We start from the raw sequence: 17,807 nt of genomic DNA on the forward strand, positions 1-17,807 counted from the left end.
AACTGACTAGCAGTTGGCGCGATCGCTATATTGTATTTTATATATGATGGCACTGATATCACTTCAAGATTAAGACACCTATGTTAGCAATTCGCGGATATAAAATTACTTCACAAATTTACCAAGGGCTTAATACTGTTATTTATCGAGGGATCAAAGAGTCAGACGGACAGCCAGCGATCTTGAAAATCCTCAAAAACGAGTATCCTAATCTAGAAGAAATCACCCGTTTAAGACAGGAATATGAAATTTCCAAAAACCTTAATATAGAGGGTATAGTTAAACCTTTAGAATTACAAGAATTGGGAAACCGCAAATTTATCCTAATTTTGGAAGATTTTGGCGGAATTGCTCTCTCAGATAGCGAACAATTTAAGCAACCACAAATACGAGATTTTCTAGCGATCGCGATTCAGGTAGCATCTACCCTCGCTCAGTTGCACGATCGTTGCATTATTCACAAAGATATCAAACCCCAAAACATCATCGTCAATTTGGCCACAAATCAAGTAAAAATTACCGATTTTGGGATTGCCACCCGCCTGTCTAAAGAAAATCAATCCCTCAGCCACCCCAACTTATTAGAAGGAACTCTTGCCTACCTATCCCCAGAACAAACAGGTCGGATGAATCGAGCAATCGACTACCGAACGGATTTCTACTCTTTAGGCGTCACGTTTTATGAAATGCTAACAGGGAAACTGCCCTTTCCGACCACTGACGCCCTCGAATTAGTTTACTCCCACATTGCCATTCAACCCGTACCACCAGCAAAAATTAACAGCCAGATTCCTCAAGCAATTTCTGAAATTGTGATGAAATTGATGGCTAAAACTGCTGAAGAACGCTATCAAAGTGCTGAAGGTTTGAAGTTCGATCTAGAACAGTGTTTAACTCAATTAGAAACTACAGGGAAAATTGACAACTTTCAAATTGGTCAAGAAGATTTATCAAGTCAATTGCAAATTCCGCAGAAACTCTACGGTCGATTTGAACAAGTTCAGACACTCCTAGCCGCCTTCGACCGCATCAGTAATGGGACAGCGGAAATGATGCTAGTAGCTGGCTATTCAGGCATTGGGAAAACTGCTGTAGTTAATGAAGTTCACAAACCGATTGTCCGGCAGCATGGCTATTTCATTGCGGGTAAATTTGACCAATTTAAGCGCAACATTCCTTACGCTTCTCTGATAGAAGCTTTATCGGAACTGATGCGCCAGCTATTAACTGAGAGTCCGCAACAGATAGAGAATTGGAAACAAAAACTCTTAAACGCGTTAGGCCAGCAAGGCCGAATTATTACAGAAGTTATTCCCGAAGTTGAACTGATCGTTGGCGAACAGCCGCCCGTGCCAGAAGTGGGAGCAACTGAAGCTCAAAATCGATTTAATCGGGTGTTTGCCAGCTTTATTCAAGTTTTTACTCAACCAGAACACCCGCTGGTTATTTTTCTAGATGATTTGCAGTGGGCTGATTTATCGTCGCTCAAGTTAATTCAACTGCTGGTGACTAACCCCGACAGCCAATATCTACTGATGATTGGTGCTTATCGAGATAATGAAGTCAGTCCGACGCATCCTTTGATGCAAACTTTGAAAAATATTCAAGAAAATTCAGCTAATTTAACAACAATTACCCTCGCACCTTTGAGTATTACTGATGTCAATCAAATAGTTGCCGACACTCTCAAGGAAAGCCAAAAATCCCAAAGCCTATCCGCTCTGCTATTTAACAAAACTCAAGGCAATCCTTTCTTTTTAAATCAACTGCTAAAATATCTTTATGAAGAAAAGCTGTTAGCTTACAATTTTAATAGTGGCCAATGGGAGTGGGAAATAGATGAAATTCAAGCGATAGGAATTGCGGATTATAACGTTGTCGAGTTAATGGTAAAGCAGATTCAAAGGCTGCCGGAAGCAAGTCAAAAAATTTTGCAGTTAGCAGCTTGTATCGGCAGCAGATTTTATTTAGATGTTTTGGCGATCGTCAATGAAGAATCACCTGTAGAAACGGCAAATCAACTGTGGTCTGCCCTAGAGGCAGGTTTGATTCTCCCCTTGAACGACGCCTACAAAATTCCGCTCTTTTTTGACCGCGAACTGGCAGAGAATTTGCACCTTGACGATATCGCCAGCCGTCAAACTGCATCTGTGCAAATTCCTTACAAGTTTTTGCACGATCGCGTACAGCAAGCAGCTTATTCTCTCATTGCCGAAGACCAAAAAAAATTAACTCACCTCAAAATTGGTCAACTGCTGCTGAAAAATACGACCCCATCTCAGCAAGAAGAAAACATTTTTGCGATCGTCAATCAACTGAATATCGGCAGCGAGTTCATCACCGAGCAGTCAGAAAAAAACCAACTCGCTGCCCTGAATCTCGCCGCAGGTCGGAAAGCTAAAGCAGCAACAGCCTCCGAAGCGGCTGCCAATTATTTTAATGCGGGCATGGAACTCCTGGCAGCTTCTAGCTGGCCAAGCAATTACGAACTCACGCTCAACCTCTATATAGAAGCTGTAGAAGCAGAATACTTGTGTACCAACTTCGAGAGAGCTGCTGCACTGGCAGAAATAGCGCTGCAACAGGCAACAACCCTGCTCGAAAAGGTGAAAGTTTACGAGCTAAAAGTTGAATTTTATATCGCTCAAAACCAGCTATCCAAAGCCCTTGAAACCGGACTGCAAGCAGTAGAGATGCTCGGAGTTTCCCTAGCTCCTCTGCCCAGCGAGGGCAGCAGTTCCGTGCAGATGTCGAGATTAGAAGAGTTAGAAAACCTTCCCGAAATGACCGATCCCTATTTGCTAGCAGCTCTGCGAATCTTGATAACGGCAACGGCAGCTGCTTCGATCTCAGCGCCTTCAACCTTTGTTCAGATCGTTTTAACGAAGGTCAATCTTTGTGTGGAACGGGGTCATTCAGCTCTGGCAGCGATCGCTTACGCAAATTACGGCATAATTTTGTGCGGGCCGATGGCAGACTTGGACGCGGGATATTACTGCGGGCAGTTGGCGATTAAACTCCTAGATATTTTTCCTGACAACAAACTCAAATGTCGAGTTTATGCGCCATTTTACGGTTTGATATCCCATTGGAAAGAGCAGGCTAAGGAAAGTATTGCACCGTTAGAAGAGGCGATTCAAGCCGGTTTGGAAACGGGAGATTACCAATATGCAGGCTATTGCGTACTCCACTATTGTACCAACCTATTCTTGAGCGGCGAACGCTTAGAAATGGTCGATGTAAAAATTAGCGAATATATCAAATTTTTAAATAAAATCAAACAGGAATTTCCGCTCAATTTCATTAAGGTATGGCATCAACTGACCTTAAATTTGCAAGGATTATCATCAGATAAAATGCTGCTGCAAGGCAAAAGTTTTGATGAAGCAGCGATGCTGGTCTATTTGCAGGAAACCAAAAATGCAACAACGCTGTTATTAGTTTACCAGGCCAAAGCCTTTCTCTGTTATTTATTTAAAGATTATTCCCAGGCTCTTGCCTGCATTTTGGCAGCTCACGAACACCTCAGAGGCGATAGCGGCATGATGACGTTTCCCGCTCACTACTTCTATTATTCGCTGATCCTGCTCGCTAATTACAACAGCGCTGCGCCGAGGGAGCAACAGCAATATCTGGAATTGGTAGAATCTCATCAGGAAAAAATGAAATGCTGGGCGCAAGACGCGCCGATGAACTATCAGCACAAGTACGACCTGATCGAGGCAGAAAAAGCGCGGATTTTGGGGCAAAATGAGCAAGCAATTAACTTGTACGAAAGAGCGATATCGGGAGCGATAGAGTACGAACGCCTGGAAGATGAAGCTATTGCTAAAGAACTGGCTGGAGAATTTCATTTTGCTTGCGATCGCGAACATATGAGTCGGTTCTATCTGAACGAATCCTACTACGCTTATATTCGCTGGGGAGCTACGGCAAAAGCCCAAGATTTAGAGTCAAGGTATCCAAAAATATTTGGGAGAATAACAGCTCAAAAAAATCTCGGTCTTGATTTTAATACCACGACATTAACAATAGGAGGTAGCTTGGAAGGATTAGAGCTACTTTCTGTGCTTAAATTTTCCAAAATCATCTCTGGGCAAATTGTTTTAAGCGAACTGATTTTACAATTTATGAAAATTGCGCTCAATAATGCTGGCGCTCAAAAAGGATTTCTGATTTTGAATCAGTCAGAAGGTTTTGCGATCGCAGCCGCTGGGGAAGTTGAGGACAGCGATATTAATGTGTTGTTATCTCCCCAGATTGAACTAGAGCAAGTTGTTCCCTTAAGCGTTATTTATTATGTGGAAAAGACTCTCAAAACTGTCGTTTTAAATAATGCTAAGGCTGAAGGATCTTTTAGAACAGACCCTTATATCAGGACGCATCAACCCAAGTCAGTCTTATGTATTCCCATCATCAATCAAGGCAAAATGATGGGTTTACTTTACTTTGAAAATAATTTGGCAACTAGCGCTTTCACTCCGACGCGGCTGGAAGTTTTAAAACTGATCTCTTCTCAAGCAGCAATCTCGCTAGAAAATGCCTTCCTTTACCACACGCAGGAACAAAAAGTAGAAGAGCGCACTGCCCAACTCGCCCAAGCAAACCAGGAAATTAGCGCCCTCAACAACAAACTTAAAGCCGAAAACATCCGCCTCAGTGCTGAGTTGGAAGTCACCAAACGACTGCAACAAATGATCTTACCCAAACAATCAGAACTTGATAAAATTAAAGGATTAGAAATAGCTGGATATATGCAACCTGCCGATGAAGTTGGTGGCGACTACTACGACGTGCTAACCCAAAATGATACGGTAAAAATTAGCATCGGCGATGTTACGGGACATGGTTTAGAAAGTGGCGTATTAATGATTATGGCGCAAACCGCAGTCCGCACTCTCCAACAAATGAACGAAACCGATCCGGTGAAGTTTCTTGATGTGTTAAACCGCACTCTTTATGCCAATATCGAGCGCATCGACTCCTCTAAAAACATGACCTTGGCTTTGTTAGATTATCAAGATAGTAATTTCAGCCTCAGCGGTCAACATGAAGAAGTTATCGTAGTCCGTACTGATGGTAACATCGAACTGATCGATACACTGGAACTCGGTTTTCCCCTGGGATTAGAGGAAGATATTTCGGCTTTTGTTTCCCAAATTCAAGTGCATCTTAATCCAGGGGATGTAGTAGTGCTTTACACAGATGGAATTACGGAATCTGTAAATATAAATCGAGTGTATTACGGCATAGAAAGATTGTGCAAAGCGGTGAAAGAAAATCGCCACAAAACGGTTGAAGAAATTCGACAAGCAGTAATTGATGATGTGCGGCAACATATTGACAAGCAGAAAGTTTTTGACGACATTACGTTGGTAGTCCTAAAACAGAAATAACGCAAGTTGGGAATTGGGAATTGGGAATTGGTAATTGGTAATTGGTACTATCAAGTCCGGTTGCACCGGACTTGTATAGTGGGGGTGTAGTCGATCGAGACGAAGAGGCTCGCTCCATTGCCTTCCTTGGACGCGAGTTCTCCAAAGTCCTAAAGTGGGCGATCGCCCGAATTTCCGCCAAAATTGACCTAAAATCCCCAAATCCCCAGAAAATATCAACCAACTTGTGGTAAAGTTTTGTGTCGGTTGCTATGTGGCAATCTCTGCAAGTTCAGTTAAACGCGCTCTCAGCAATGTTTTTGCCAATTTTCCCCCTAGCTCAAACAATCCCCGCACCTCCCGCCCAACAACAACTGATCATCGACCCAGAAGTCCCCGTACCCCAAAACGAACTGGATTTGCCGCCACAGCCAAGCAGCAGCCTGCTGAAAACCCTGACGGTGCCCCAGCAAGTGCGCGTTTTACCCGGGCAACTCGACAGCATTCCCGTTTTCAACAGCAACAGCCCGGAAGTTGTGCAAACCGAAGGCATTTTGCTATCCACATTTGGGCCCGAAGGAAAACAAGTACCTTCTGCACACTTAAACTTTCCCTTCAAAGGCCGATTTGACATCTTTGCCCACCACATCGCCAAAGCTAAAAATCGCGCCGAAACTCGCACCTTATTTCAAGGAATAATTGTCCACAATCCCAACTCCGAACCTGTTACTTTAAATGTCTTGCAAGGAGCGACTTATTTAACTCGGCCGGATGCCTTGTTTGTCGATTTGCCGTCGTATTTAGAAAATAGATTTGGCACTGTGTTTGCGGGGCCTGGAAGCCGCATCACGAGCGATGTGCTGCGGGGATACAGACAAGCCATTTTGCCGGCTGCGATCGAGATTCCGGCGAATGAGAGCCGAATGCTGATGAATTTGCCGATACCTGTGGGGAATGTCACCCCTTCTTCCAACGGTCGATCGACCTTGATGCGAATGTCGAGCAGCAATTCGGTTTATGTAGCATCATTAGCAATGTTTGCTCCTCAAAGTCAAGGAGGAGTCGAGCAATATCCCACATTAGAACAGTGGGAAAATATTTTAAATACCAAAGGTTTAGCGGGGCCGAGAGATTTAGCACCAACTCCGAGAGGCGAAAATCCGGTGCAAAAAATTTATGGCCGCGTGGCAGGAGTAGCTGAAGGTTCCCAGTGGCAAGCTAAAATTACGGACAATTCGAGAACGGATTATTTAACTATTCCCAAGCGCGGCGAGTCATTTTCTTATGCTTTGAGCACTACTGATACGGGTACTTTTGGAACTGGTCAAGTTCAAAGCGCTAAAATGTTAGCTCGCTATCCCGATACTGCTTATTTTGCTCACGGTAATTACGGGATTCAATACAACTTAACTTTTCCGCTTTACAACCAATCTCGTGAATCCCAATCTGTTAGCATTAAATTGCAAACACCGATTAAAGCAAATACAGAATTGGGGGGATTGATGTTTTACGATCCTCCCGAAAATCGGATATTTTTCCGAGGTACGGTGCGGGTAATGTTTAATGATGATACGGGCAAGACTTTGACGCGCTACATTCACATTGTGCAGCGCAGGGGACAGCAGGGGGAACCTTTGGTGAATGTGAATATGAAGCCGGGGGAACGCCGTTTAGTTCAGGTGGATTTCTTGTATCCGCCGGATGCGACGCCACCGCAAGTTTTGACAGTGCGATCGAGTAATTAGTTGGTGGTTGACGGTTGACTGTTGACGGTTGACTGTTGACTGCTGACGGTTGACTGTTAACCTTTGGGTTTTTGTTTTAATGAGTTAAGATAGGCATTAAGTTTTGGTGAAAGTTCATTTAATAACGGATGCAGTCGATCGCTCTGTTCTTGAGTCAAAAGATTGCGAGTTCCGTCAAGTTTCAACCAATGTCTTGGTTCGTTTAATGAACCCAAGAGCAATTTTCACAAAACGCTGATTATCTCTTGATAGCTATAGCGTCCATGTCCCTCTGCAAGATTAAAACCAACACTATCAGCCGATCGCACTATTTGTTTTGTTTGCCCATCGTATCCTTGGCAAAGTCGTCCCACTTTTTAAGAATAAACCATATTTCGTTTGATATTTTTTCAGCAAAGTGATAAAATCTTAGCTGTTGGAAGCTTTCCAGATGAGATAATTTGAATAGTTGATTGCCAAACATTGACAGTCAACTGTCAACAGTTAACTGTCAACAGTCAACTGTCAACAGTTAACTAATTAAAGCGTCAAAGACTGAGGATTGGTCTCAATCAATTTCGCTAAATCTTGCAAGAAAGACGCCGCATCAGCACCGTAAATAATCCGGTGATCGCAAGTAATATTCACCTGCATTTGGCGCTTCACTCCCATCAAACCATCTTCATTAGCCACTACTTGCGGCCGCGAAGAACCGATCGCCAAAATCGAGCCTTGATTCGGCGGCAAAATCGCGTCAAACTTGTCTACTCCAAACATCCCCAAATTGGAAAGAGTAAAAGTTCCCGTGCTGTATTCATCAGGCTTCAACTGCTTGGTGCGAGCGCGATCGACTAAATCCTTCCAGGTGCGCGAGAGCGAATAAATATCGAGGCGATCGGCATTTTGCAGCACCGGCGTAATCAAACCGCCGCCGTCCATCGCCACAGCTACCGCCACATTAATATCAGCACGGTATTGAATCGCCGACTCCACATAAGAAGCATTCAGCAGAGGATGTTTTTGTAATGTTACTGCTACAGCCTTCGCCAGCATAGCCGTCATCGTAACGCCCTTCGACTTAATTTGTTTGTAGAGTTTGTCCAGATTATCAGTAGTAATTGTGTAACCGACGCGGAAAGACGGCACGCTCAAACTTGCTTCCATATTCCGCACCACCGCATTTTGCAGCGCGTTCATCGGTACTGTTTGACCAGAAAGTGCCACCGCCGGGACTGGTGTGGGTGCGGGTTTGGCTGCTGCGGGGGCGGGCGCTGCGGGTGCTGCGGGTGCTGCGGGTGCGGGTGCTGCGGGGACTGTTACGGGTTGCTGAACCGGAGCGGGTTGGGCTTTGCCGGCTGCTGCTTCCACATCCTCTGCGACAATGCGACCGTTGGGCCCGCTGCCTTTGATAGAATTCAAATCTACTTTAAATTCTTTGGCTAACTTGCGAGCGCGGGGAGAAACGACGCTGCGGCCGTTTTGGCGACTGACATTTTGCTGCAAACCTACTGATGTTGTAGGTGCGCTGGCAGGAGCGGGGCTGGGAGCGGGGGCTGCTGCTGCGCTTGGGGCGCCGGCTCCTTGCTGCTGAGCTGTGGCGATTTCGGCTTCCGTTTCTGCTACCAGGGCGATTGCTGCTCCCACCGGAGCAACTTCGCCCGCAGGTACGATAATTATTGCTAAATAGCCTTCGTAGAAAGACTCCACGTCCATGTCGGCTTTGTCGGATTCAACGACTACCACCGTTTCGCCTTTTTCTACTTTGTCTCCGGCGGATTTGACCCAGGAAACAATTTTGCCCTCTGTCATTGTCGAGCTCAGGGCTGGCATGAAAACTTCGCGAATCATCTGTAAAAAGTCCTTGTGTGTTGGTAATAGGTAATCGGTATTTGGCAATTGATCATTGGCGATCGGCCACGGGCAATACTTATTATTATGCCAGTCTCTCGCATTCTTGATGTGTGACTGTTGACTCACAATCAATTGCCAATTACCGATCGCCAATTACCACTTACCAATTTCTAAATATCACCTCTAATTTCTTCGACTATGCCGTCTCGGAGGAGAATTTCTACTTGCATTTTTTGAATCAAGTTTTCTCCCAGCCCGACAGTGAATGTGCCGTCAATTTGACCTTGACTCACTTCTTGTTCCAGGTCTAGCACCTGCACTTGCTGAAGCTGTTGCAGGTTTTGGTTTTTCTGTTCTAGCAGTTCGCTTTTTCTTTGATTCACCTGCACTTGAATGTTTTCTATTTGCTGCTGTACTTGCGGGCCTGGGGGCTGTAGATTTTGCTGTTTGATTTCTGAAATCATCCGCTGCCCTTGCATTTCTAACTGTTGTAGCTGAGAGTCTATTTGGTTGATTTGGGCTTGGAGTTGCTGTTGAGCTTCTTCTTTCCAGCGGGGAGTAACGACGACTTTAACGTTAATCGACCGTTTCAAGAGTAATTGTGGTTCCATAAAGTTGTTGCTTGTCAATTAGGAATTAGGCATTAGTCATGAGTCATTAGTTGGTAAACATGAACTAATGGCCCAGGACTGAGGACTCGGACTCGGGACTCGGGTGTTGGGATAATTTTTTCTTTTCCATTCCCCAAGTCCTGCGAATATTTCAAAACATCCCGTCAATCATATCGCGGTAGTGTTCCGTCACAACCGGGCGCTTAATTTTAAGGGTCTGGGTCAACATTCCATTTTCCATCGAAAATGGCTCCTGAATCAACCGGAACGGGCCGATGCGATCGTCCGCGCGGTATCCAGGGCGATTTTGCACCTCTCGGTTCAATTCTTTGCGGAATAAATCTTGAATTGTCTTGCTATTCCAGTCAATTTCGTGTAAAGGGGGATTTTGAGTTTCTGCCCATTTCTGCACAGCTTCTGCATTGGGGACAATTAAGGCGCCGACGGATCTCTGGTCTTGACCTACTAGCATAATTTGGTCGATGTAGGGGCTGCGGAGGCAGGCGTCTTCTATGGGTTGGGGTTCGATGTTTTCGCCGTTGCTGAGGACGATCGTATCTTTGGCCCGCCCGGTCAAGATTAAGTCGTTTCCCGGTGTCAGCCAGCCCAAATCGCCGGTGTCGAACCAGCCTTCGGGGTCTATGGCTTTGGCAGTCGCTTGGGGATTAAGATAGTAGCCCTGCATAATTTGCGGCCCCCGCGCCAATACTAAACCGCGCTGGCCTTTTGAGAGTTGCTGTCTGGTTTCTGGGTCTACTATTTTAATTTCCGTATGGGCTAGAGGCTGTCCAGCGGAACCTTTAAGATTGTGCCAAGGGCGGCGGACGGTTAAAACCGGGGACGTTTCCGTTAAACCATATCCCACTAATAAACCGATATTCGCTATTTCAAAGAAATTGTCTATATGCGCGGCCAAAGAACCGCCGCCGCTAATCGCCCATTTTAAGCGTCCCCCTGTAGCTTGCCTGACTTTTTGGTAAACCAATTTTTCGGCGAGGGCGTGCACGGGCGACAACACAATGCTTTTGGTGCGGGCGATTAGTTTTTCGGAAGCAGAAGCCGGTTTCAAACTGAGAGTTAATCCTTGGCAAATGCGGCGGGCTTCTATGTATTGCTGGCTGGCAGATAACAGGAAATCCACCAATTTTTGTTTGTTAGGTGGCTGTTCCCGAAATTGCTTTTGTACAGCCTCGTAAATCGATTCCCAGATGCGCGGAACGCTGACCATGTACTGGGGTTTGTAAGTTTTAAAGTCTTGTTTGAAATAGCGAATATTGGTGTAAATTTGCGTGCATCCTTGGGAAAGCAAGAAGTATTCGACGCTGCGTTCGTAGGCGTGCCAACTAGGCAGAATGCTGAGGGCAGATTCGCCGGCTTCGGGCTGGAGAACTGTGCCCAAGGTGGTGAGTTGGTGCAGCAGGTTCCCGTGAGTCAGCATGACGCCTTTGGGTTTGCCGGTGGTGCCGCTGGTGTAGAGGAGGGTGGCGAGGGTTTGAGGCTTGTGGTTGGTGGGTTTGAGGGGGCGGTTTGCCCCTGTGGTCATGACTTGGGAAAATTTGACTGTGCTTAGGGTTTGGCTGGTTTCCGGTTCTTCGTCGGAGAGGAGGACGATGAGTTGGATGGGCAAATCCGGGAGGCGGTGTTGCAGTTTTTTGAGTAATGCCCGGTTTTCGACTACCAAGGCGGTGCTGCCGCTGTCTTGGATGATGTACAAAAGTTCTTCCGGGTCGGCGGTGGCGCCTCGAACGGCGTTGGCTGCCCCGGCCATCATGATACCTTGGTCGGCTATCAGCCAGCGGGGGCTGTTGTCGGCGAAGAGGGCGACGCGGGGAGGGACGGCTTCTCCGGGATTCGGTTCGATGCCGAGGGCTTGGAGGCCGGCGGCGAATTGCTGGATTTGTTGGTAGAGGTCGGTGTAGGTGAGTTTGATTTCGGGCTGGGTGTGGGGGTCGTGGAGGGCGACGGTTTGACCGAATTGTTGTTTGACGATCGCCCAAATTTCGGGTATCGATTGAATGGAACTGTAATCGATCAGGCGGCTGAGGTTAGCGCGATCGCGATCGGTGATTTGAGATGATGTGTAAGATGCTGGGCCGTTCATAGGGTATTTTCCTGAGTTTTCGGAGATAAAATTATTCAGTATAAGTTTAATATCACAGGTATTTTACAACTTTGTGGCATTGTCGTGACAGTTTGTCAACCTGCCGTTGTCTATTTAGATAATTAGAGATACAAAATGATGACAGTTATAGTTGCACAGAAATACATGAATTTATCAAGGTTGATAGTAATTGCTTTAAGTGCGATCGTAGCATTATCTGGAAATGTACTTTCTGTGAAAGCCGCAGAAGTGCGATCGGGAAACAGAACATTTGCGGATTGGTGCCGCCAAAAAGCTGATTTGAGTCCTGAACTTAAACATACTGTTGATGTGCTGTTGAAGAAAGCAGAGACTAATGAGTGCGAGGCGGCAGATCGGAAACTTTCGAGTCTCACGGCACTCAGACTCATTGACAATAAAATCAGCAACATCAAACCGCTAGAATCCTTGACTAACCTGACTCGGCTCATCCTCCTGAGCAATCAAATCAGCGACATCAAACCGCTAGAATCCTTGACTAAACTGACTTGGGTCTGGCTCGACAACAATCAAATCAGCGACATCAAACCACTAGCATCCTTGACAAACCTGACTCTGATCGGCATTGCCAACAATCAAATAAGTGACATCAAACCGCTAGAATCCTTGACTAACCTGACTGTGATCGGCATTGCCAACAATCAAATCAACGACATCAAACCGCTAGAATCCTTGACTAACCTTGCTTGGCTCACCCTCGACAACAATCAAATCAACGACATCAAACCGCTAGAATCCTTGACTAACCTTGAGTTGCTCAGCCTCGCCAACAATCAAATCATCGACATCAAACCGCTAGAATCCTTGACTAACCTGACTCGGCTCACCCTCGACAACAATCAAATCAACAACATCAAAGCACTAGAATCCTTGACTAACCTTGGTTGGCTCACCCTCGACAACAATCAAATCAACGACATCAAACCGCTAGAATCCTTGACTAACCTGAGATTGCTCTCCCTTAGCGAGAATCCTATCAGCGACATCAAACCGCTAGAATCCTTAACTAACCTTAGCTGGCTCATCCTCGCCAACAGTCAAATCAGCGACATCAAACCGTTGGAATCCTTGACTAACCTGAGAGAACTCCATCTCAGCGGAAATCCGATCGCACCCAAGACTTGTCCTCTCAAGCCAGAGTCTATCTGTAAGTGGGAACCACAAGCTAAACCATAAAACTTGAACATGACGCCCGATCGCACTTCAATATTTCAGTCGCGATCGCTGTGCTGCTGATAAAGTTCGCTCGCCAATTCTATTCGCACATCAGCTTCTGTTAGGGGGAGATTGTCGGGAAGGTCGATCGTAATTTGCATAATTTATAGTATCCTTAATTTTACGTAAAATATGTGACGCTTATCGTTGGAAAAAGATATGATTTTATCGATATTAAGAGTAGTTATTTGGAGCGCGATCGTCCTAGCATTATCTGGAAATGAACTATCGGCGCGGGCAGCAGAGCCGCAACTGGGAAACAGCAAGCGAACATTTGCGGATTGGTGCCGCCAAAAAGCTGATTTGAGTCCAGAAACCAAACATACTGTTGACCTGTTGTTGAAGGAAGCAGGGACTAATGATTGCGATGCCGCCGATCGGAAACTTTCTAGTCTCACGAAGCTCGACCTCTTCGACAATCAGATCGGCGATATCAAACCGCTAGCATCCTTGACTAACCTGACTATGCTCTTCCTCAGCAGCAATCAGATCCGCGACATCAAACCGCTAGCATCTTTGACTAACCTGACTAGGCTCGACCTCAGCGAAAATCCAATCGACGACATCAAACCGCTAGCATCCTTGACTAACCTGACTGGGCTATTCCTCAACGACAATCAGATCGGCGATATCAAACCGCTAGCATCCTTGACTAACCTGACTTTGCTCTTCCTCAGCGACAATCAGATAGGCGATATCAAACCGTTAGCATCCTTGACTAACCTGACTTTGCTCGACCTCCGCGACAATCAGATCCGCGACATCAAACCGCTAGCATCCTTGACTAACCTACGTTCGCTCTTCCTCTTCGACAATCAGATAGGCGATATCAAACCGCTAGCATCCTTGACTAACCTGACTTTGCTCGACCTCAGCGACAATCGGATCGGGGACATCAAACCGCTAGCATCCTTGACTAACCTACGTTCGCTCGAGCTCTTGGACAATCAGATCGGGGACATCAAACCGCTAGCATCCTTGACTAACCTGACTAGGCTCGACCTCAGCGGCAATGTGATCGGGGACATCAAACCGCTAGCATCCTTGACTAACCTGACTAGGCTCGACCTCAGCCACAACAATGTGATCGGCGATATCAAACCGCTAGCATCCTTGACTAAACTGACTGTGCTCGACCTCAGCGGCAATGAGATCGCTCCCAAAACTTGCCCTCTTTCGCGAGAGTCTATCTGTGAGTGGGAACCATAAATTCAACCATAAAGCTTTACAATGCCCTCCCACAGTTCAGAAATAGGATGCAATGTGCCTTCTTTAACTTGCGGCATAGAGTTGCGGAGGCTCGCTAGTATGAGTTCGGCCGGTTCGTCATCGGGATCTGCAGGCGGGGTGACGATATTGCGATCGATTAATATTTGGTAGAAATCGTCCGCTGAAATTTTAGCGAGTTGAGCGACTTTATCTAAACTGAGGCTGTGTTGTTGATAAAGTACGAGCGCCAATTCTATTCGCACATCGGCTTCAGTTAGGGGGAGATTGTCGGGAAGGGTGATCGTAATTTGCATGATTTATACTACCTTTTAATTTGGATTGTCTCTGAAGTGCGATCGTTTAATTTTGCAATTCGGGTTTAATGTTGTTAACAGGACTTACCCACAGACACTATCTGTAGGGCGAAGCACACCCCACCTTATCCCCACAAATAGTGTAAAAATTGCTCCCTCGCGTAAATCATATTTAAGCGACCTTGCGCGGTGCATCAACCATCGGCGCAGTGCCAAACAAATGTCTGAGATAACTGCGACTGAGCTCGCGGTTCCAGCGCCGCAGCCGCACCATCACTCGCGTGAATGTAAAAGTCAATTCCAACACCAAAGAAATCTGTTTGAGACTGAGTGAAGTATTAAACACATCGTTACCGTGCGTGCGTTCAATCTGATGATGTTTCAGCAAAGCAATCAGGTTTTTGGTAGAGCCTTTCAGTTGATTGAAGTAACTCTGGGAGAATGCCCAGCGGCTGAAACCCCAAAACTTAGCCAAATGATTGATTTCATCCTGTAAAGGCTGGGAAATTGCCTGTTGCAACGCTCCTGTTGAGTGTACCATCAACCATAAATAAACAGAAGTAGCTCCCCACTCGGTACTGAGGCGACTAATCACGTGTTTGTAGGTATCTTGCCAAGCGTCACCTGTGGATTGACAGCCATTCACAGAATTGGGTTTAACTTGCAGTTTTTCTGCTGTAAGTTGCTGGTAAATTTTCCTAAATGTCGGGCAATGTTGGCGTTCTTCTTTTTCCCAGACACCTATCTCTAAAATGTTGCCGTTGTCATCAAAAATTCCTCCCATAAACCGCGCCATTTGCGGATAAATATGCTGTAAATAGCACCAACTTTCTCTACCGTAGCTGCGGATGGGAGCTTCGATTTCTGCCGCACTTGCCAAAATTTGTAAAAATATTTCTGGCTTGACACCAATAATTTGGTCGCGATTGATTCCTTGCCAATCTATGGGCTCCCAAGGGCGGGGATGCGGGGCGGAAAATTGCTGGGGTAGATCGGAAAGTCGATCGCTCAAAACTTCCAATGACATATAATGGTCGATGAGCGAGTTAATCCTGGCCCGACTTTGCAAATAGCGAGGGCTTTGATACTGATTTCCAGCCAAATCAATTGTATACACCTTACCAGTAGCTTTCATTGTTTCTGCCTGTTCGTAACTTTTACAGCTATTGTGCAAAAGGCATTTGGGAAGTCGCAATGAGTAACGTGCAGGCTGCTCAATTACTAGCAGTTGCCTTGACTGAGCCGAACTTAGGTGAAACGGCATGAAGTAGGGTGAACTAAACAACAGATGATACGGCTAAGATGTGCCAAAGAGTAGCCTTCCTCCCATAAATAGTCTCTACTATTGAAAATACCAAGAATTGCCACCGCCCGTCGGCAGGACAATCATCATCTCCCGTTTTTGTAAAACAGCTTCGACAATTTCCTGCTGCCCCGGGCTCAAAGAGTCATAGCAAAAAAAATGTTTGAGAACTTGTTCCAGCCACAGCGGCACAGAAGATGTTGGCGGATTAGACCCGGGCATTTGTAGTAGTTGGTTGTTGGATTCTACACTATTCCATGCTTTTGGAGAGCAAATAGACTGACTGCGATCGCACAAAATTCGTTAAGCAGAGAAACCGATACTTTTAATAGGGGTTTAGACGGATAGTGATGGGTAGCAATACAGATGGGTTGGGACCCTCACAGAAGTCACCCCCAAATGAAAAGCCGTTATCAACAGCAGAATTTTCCACTTTACTTTAATCCATTACGTACCGAGGGTAAGCTCATCTAATTTGGTATAATATGAACTTGACAAATCAAAGAATATCAGCCTAAGTGACCTGGTAAAAAACGTACTTGACATCAGAGCAAGATAAGTGTGATAACAACAATACTGCCGTTAAAAAACTCAAAAAATTAAGTTTTATGTCGGAAGGATTTAATACTACTAAATCAGCCGAGGCTAAGAAAAGTTTTTTTCCTCAGAGAAAGCCTACAGAAGTAGCATCCATTGGAGCTATTCAACAGAGCTTAGTGGAGGATTTTGGAGACATCAAAGACCCAAGAGTAGAGCGGACTAAGAAACATCAACTCACAGACATTTTGATAATTGCGATTCTCGCAGTCATAGCCGGAGCGCAAGGATGGGAAAACATAGAAAATTACCGATTCAGCAAGCAACAGTGGTTACAAGAGTTTTTGGCGTTATCCAATGGAATCCCCTTAGATGAAACCTTCCGACGGGTATTTGAGTTGATCAACCCAGAAGAATTGAATCGTTGTTTCTTGCAATGGGTAAAAACTCTGGTTACAAAGATGAAAGGAGAGATAATTCCCAGAGACGGAAAGACGATTAGGGGTTCTTACGACCGCAATCGCAGTTCATCAGCACTACACGTGATTAGTGCCCTTGCCAGCCAACAAAATTTAGCTGTAGCACAGAGGAAGGTAGAAGATAAATCTAATGAGATTACTGCTCTTCCAGCATTATTAGAATTACTAGATATTTCAGGCTCTCTTATCACCATTGATGCCATGGGGAGACAGAGCGAGATGGCCAAAAAGATTATCGACAAGAAAGCTGATTATGTTCGGGTACTCAAGGCAAATCACCCCACTCTCTACCATCAATCAGGTGGAACAATGGTTTAAACAAGTTTCTGCACAGAATTTTCATTCGGTTGATGTCAGTTATGAACAACGCATTGAAAAAGGACATTATCGCACGGAAATTCGTCAAGTCTGGTCTGTTCCAGTTGCTGCCATTGGTGTTCTTTACCAGCCTCGACTATGGGCAGGACTTCAGAGTGTTGTTATCGTTGTCCGGGTGCGTCATCTTTGGAATCAAAACACCCGTGAAGTTCAGTTTTATCTGACTTGTTTACACAGTGATGCTCAACTTTTAGGTGGAGCTATCCGAAAACATTGGGGGATGGAAAACCAGGCTCACTGGACACGCTTATTGTACTTTTGCAGAAGATTCTTGCGGCATTCGCTATTTCCACAGTCCCCATAATTTTTCTCTCCTTCGGCGCATTGCTCTCAATGCCCTCAATCGCGAACCGACTTACAAAAGTAGTCTCCGACAAAAAATGAAGCGGACGAGTATGGACAACAATTATATGATTTGAGTTTTCCGTTCTTGTTTCATTGACTCTACATTAGATTCCTCTGAGTTCTTATGTGAAGCCGGATTGAGATGCTTTTACCCTGGGTTACATACCCAGATTAGATGGTTAATTAATTGCTTGAATTGCTGCTACAAACTAACAGCAATCAATATTTATTTACCACGATCGGGCCCTGGACTTCACAAACAAGCGCCGAAAATTGATAGTTTTTTGCATCCTGAATAGAAGTTTTTACGTAGATATACGTATACC

At 45.4% G+C, this 17,807-nt stretch carries 12 protein-coding genes and 1 pseudogene; 6 read left to right on the plus strand and 7 right to left on the minus strand.

The genetic code is table 11. The annotated features are described in order from the left end of the window. Nucleotides 1-80: 80 nt before the first annotated feature. Genes QUA47_RS02900 through QUA47_RS02910 form a run of 3 tightly spaced genes read left to right on the plus strand, consistent with a single transcriptional unit; the run spans nt 81 to nt 7,120 of the window. Entirely contained in the window at nt 81-5,396 is a 5,316-nt protein-coding gene (locus QUA47_RS02900; RefSeq protein WP_333429644.1) for an AAA family ATPase, read from the plus strand. A 41-nt stretch (nt 5,397-5,437) separates the two neighbouring features. Continuing rightward, nucleotides 5,438-5,629 (plus strand): hypothetical protein, encoded by a 192-nt coding sequence (locus QUA47_RS02905; protein WP_333429645.1) that lies wholly within the window; start codon nt 5,438-5,440, stop codon nt 5,627-5,629. An 18-nt stretch (nt 5,630-5,647) separates the two neighbouring features. Further along, on the plus strand, nt 5,648-7,120 hold the full coding sequence (locus QUA47_RS02910; RefSeq protein ID WP_333429646.1) for a DUF3370 domain-containing protein: 1,473 nt from the start codon (nt 5,648-5,650) through the stop codon (nt 7,118-7,120). A 224-nt stretch (nt 7,121-7,344) separates the two neighbouring features. Here QUA47_RS02910 and QUA47_RS02915 read toward each other — a convergent pair whose 3' ends face one another. The 4 genes from QUA47_RS02915 to QUA47_RS02930 all read right to left on the minus strand — a co-directional run bounded on the left by QUA47_RS02915 (nt 7,345) and on the right by QUA47_RS02930 (nt 11,662). Beyond that, nucleotides 7,345-7,473 carry a four helix bundle protein gene (locus tag QUA47_RS02915; protein ID WP_333429647.1) on the minus strand — a complete coding sequence of 43 codons (129 nt, stop codon included), beginning with the start codon at nt 7,471-7,473 and terminating at the stop codon, nt 7,345-7,347. 166 nt (nt 7,474-7,639) lie between these two features. After that, entirely contained in the window at nt 7,640-8,947 is a 1,308-nt protein-coding gene (locus QUA47_RS02920) for a dihydrolipoamide acetyltransferase family protein (protein WP_333429723.1), read from the minus strand. A gap of 173 nt (nt 8,948-9,120) precedes the next feature. Continuing rightward, nucleotides 9,121-9,561, minus strand: a complete 441-nt coding sequence (locus QUA47_RS02925) for a YlqD family protein (protein WP_333138001.1) — start codon at nt 9,559-9,561, stop codon at nt 9,121-9,123. Nucleotides 9,562-9,712: 151 nt separating this feature from the next. Beyond that, complete coding sequence (locus QUA47_RS02930; RefSeq protein ID WP_333429648.1) at nt 9,713-11,662, minus strand: long-chain fatty acid--CoA ligase; 1,950 nt, start codon at nt 11,660-11,662, stop codon at nt 9,713-9,715. 135 nt (nt 11,663-11,797) lie between these two features. Between QUA47_RS02930 and QUA47_RS02935 the strand changes: the two genes are divergently transcribed. Both QUA47_RS02935 and QUA47_RS02940 read left to right on the plus strand, forming a co-directional pair. Next, a complete protein-coding gene (locus tag QUA47_RS02935; RefSeq protein ID WP_333429649.1) occupies nt 11,798-12,877 on the plus strand; it encodes a leucine-rich repeat domain-containing protein in 1,080 nt (359 codons plus the stop codon). A gap of 198 nt (nt 12,878-13,075) precedes the next feature. Beyond that, nucleotides 13,076-14,125, plus strand: coding sequence for a leucine-rich repeat domain-containing protein (locus tag QUA47_RS02940; protein ID WP_333429650.1), 1,050 nt, complete (start codon nt 13,076-13,078; stop codon nt 14,123-14,125). Nucleotides 14,126-14,127: 2 nt separating this feature from the next. Here QUA47_RS02940 and QUA47_RS02945 read toward each other — a convergent pair whose 3' ends face one another. From QUA47_RS02945 to QUA47_RS02955, 3 genes are all read right to left on the minus strand, one after another. Then, entirely contained in the window at nt 14,128-14,439 is a 312-nt protein-coding gene (locus tag QUA47_RS02945) for a UPF0175 family protein (RefSeq protein ID WP_333429651.1), read from the minus strand. Nucleotides 14,440-14,611: 172 nt separating this feature from the next. Beyond that, entirely contained in the window at nt 14,612-15,703 is a 1,092-nt protein-coding gene (locus QUA47_RS02950; RefSeq protein WP_333429652.1) for a hypothetical protein, read from the minus strand. Nucleotides 15,704-15,781: 78 nt separating this feature from the next. Further along, complete coding sequence (locus QUA47_RS02955) at nt 15,782-15,964, minus strand: hypothetical protein (RefSeq protein ID WP_333429653.1); 183 nt, start codon at nt 15,962-15,964, stop codon at nt 15,782-15,784. A 386-nt stretch (nt 15,965-16,350) separates the two neighbouring features. Here QUA47_RS02955 and QUA47_RS02960 point away from each other — a divergent pair. Beyond that, nucleotides 16,351-17,555, plus strand: a pseudogene (locus tag QUA47_RS02960) (ISAs1 family transposase). Nucleotides 17,556-17,807 lie beyond the last annotated feature (252 nt).

Source organism: Microcoleus sp. MON2_D5 (genome assembly GCF_036701905.1).
In the GTDB taxonomy this organism is placed as follows: domain Bacteria; phylum Cyanobacteriota; class Cyanobacteriia; order Cyanobacteriales; family Microcoleaceae; genus Microcoleus.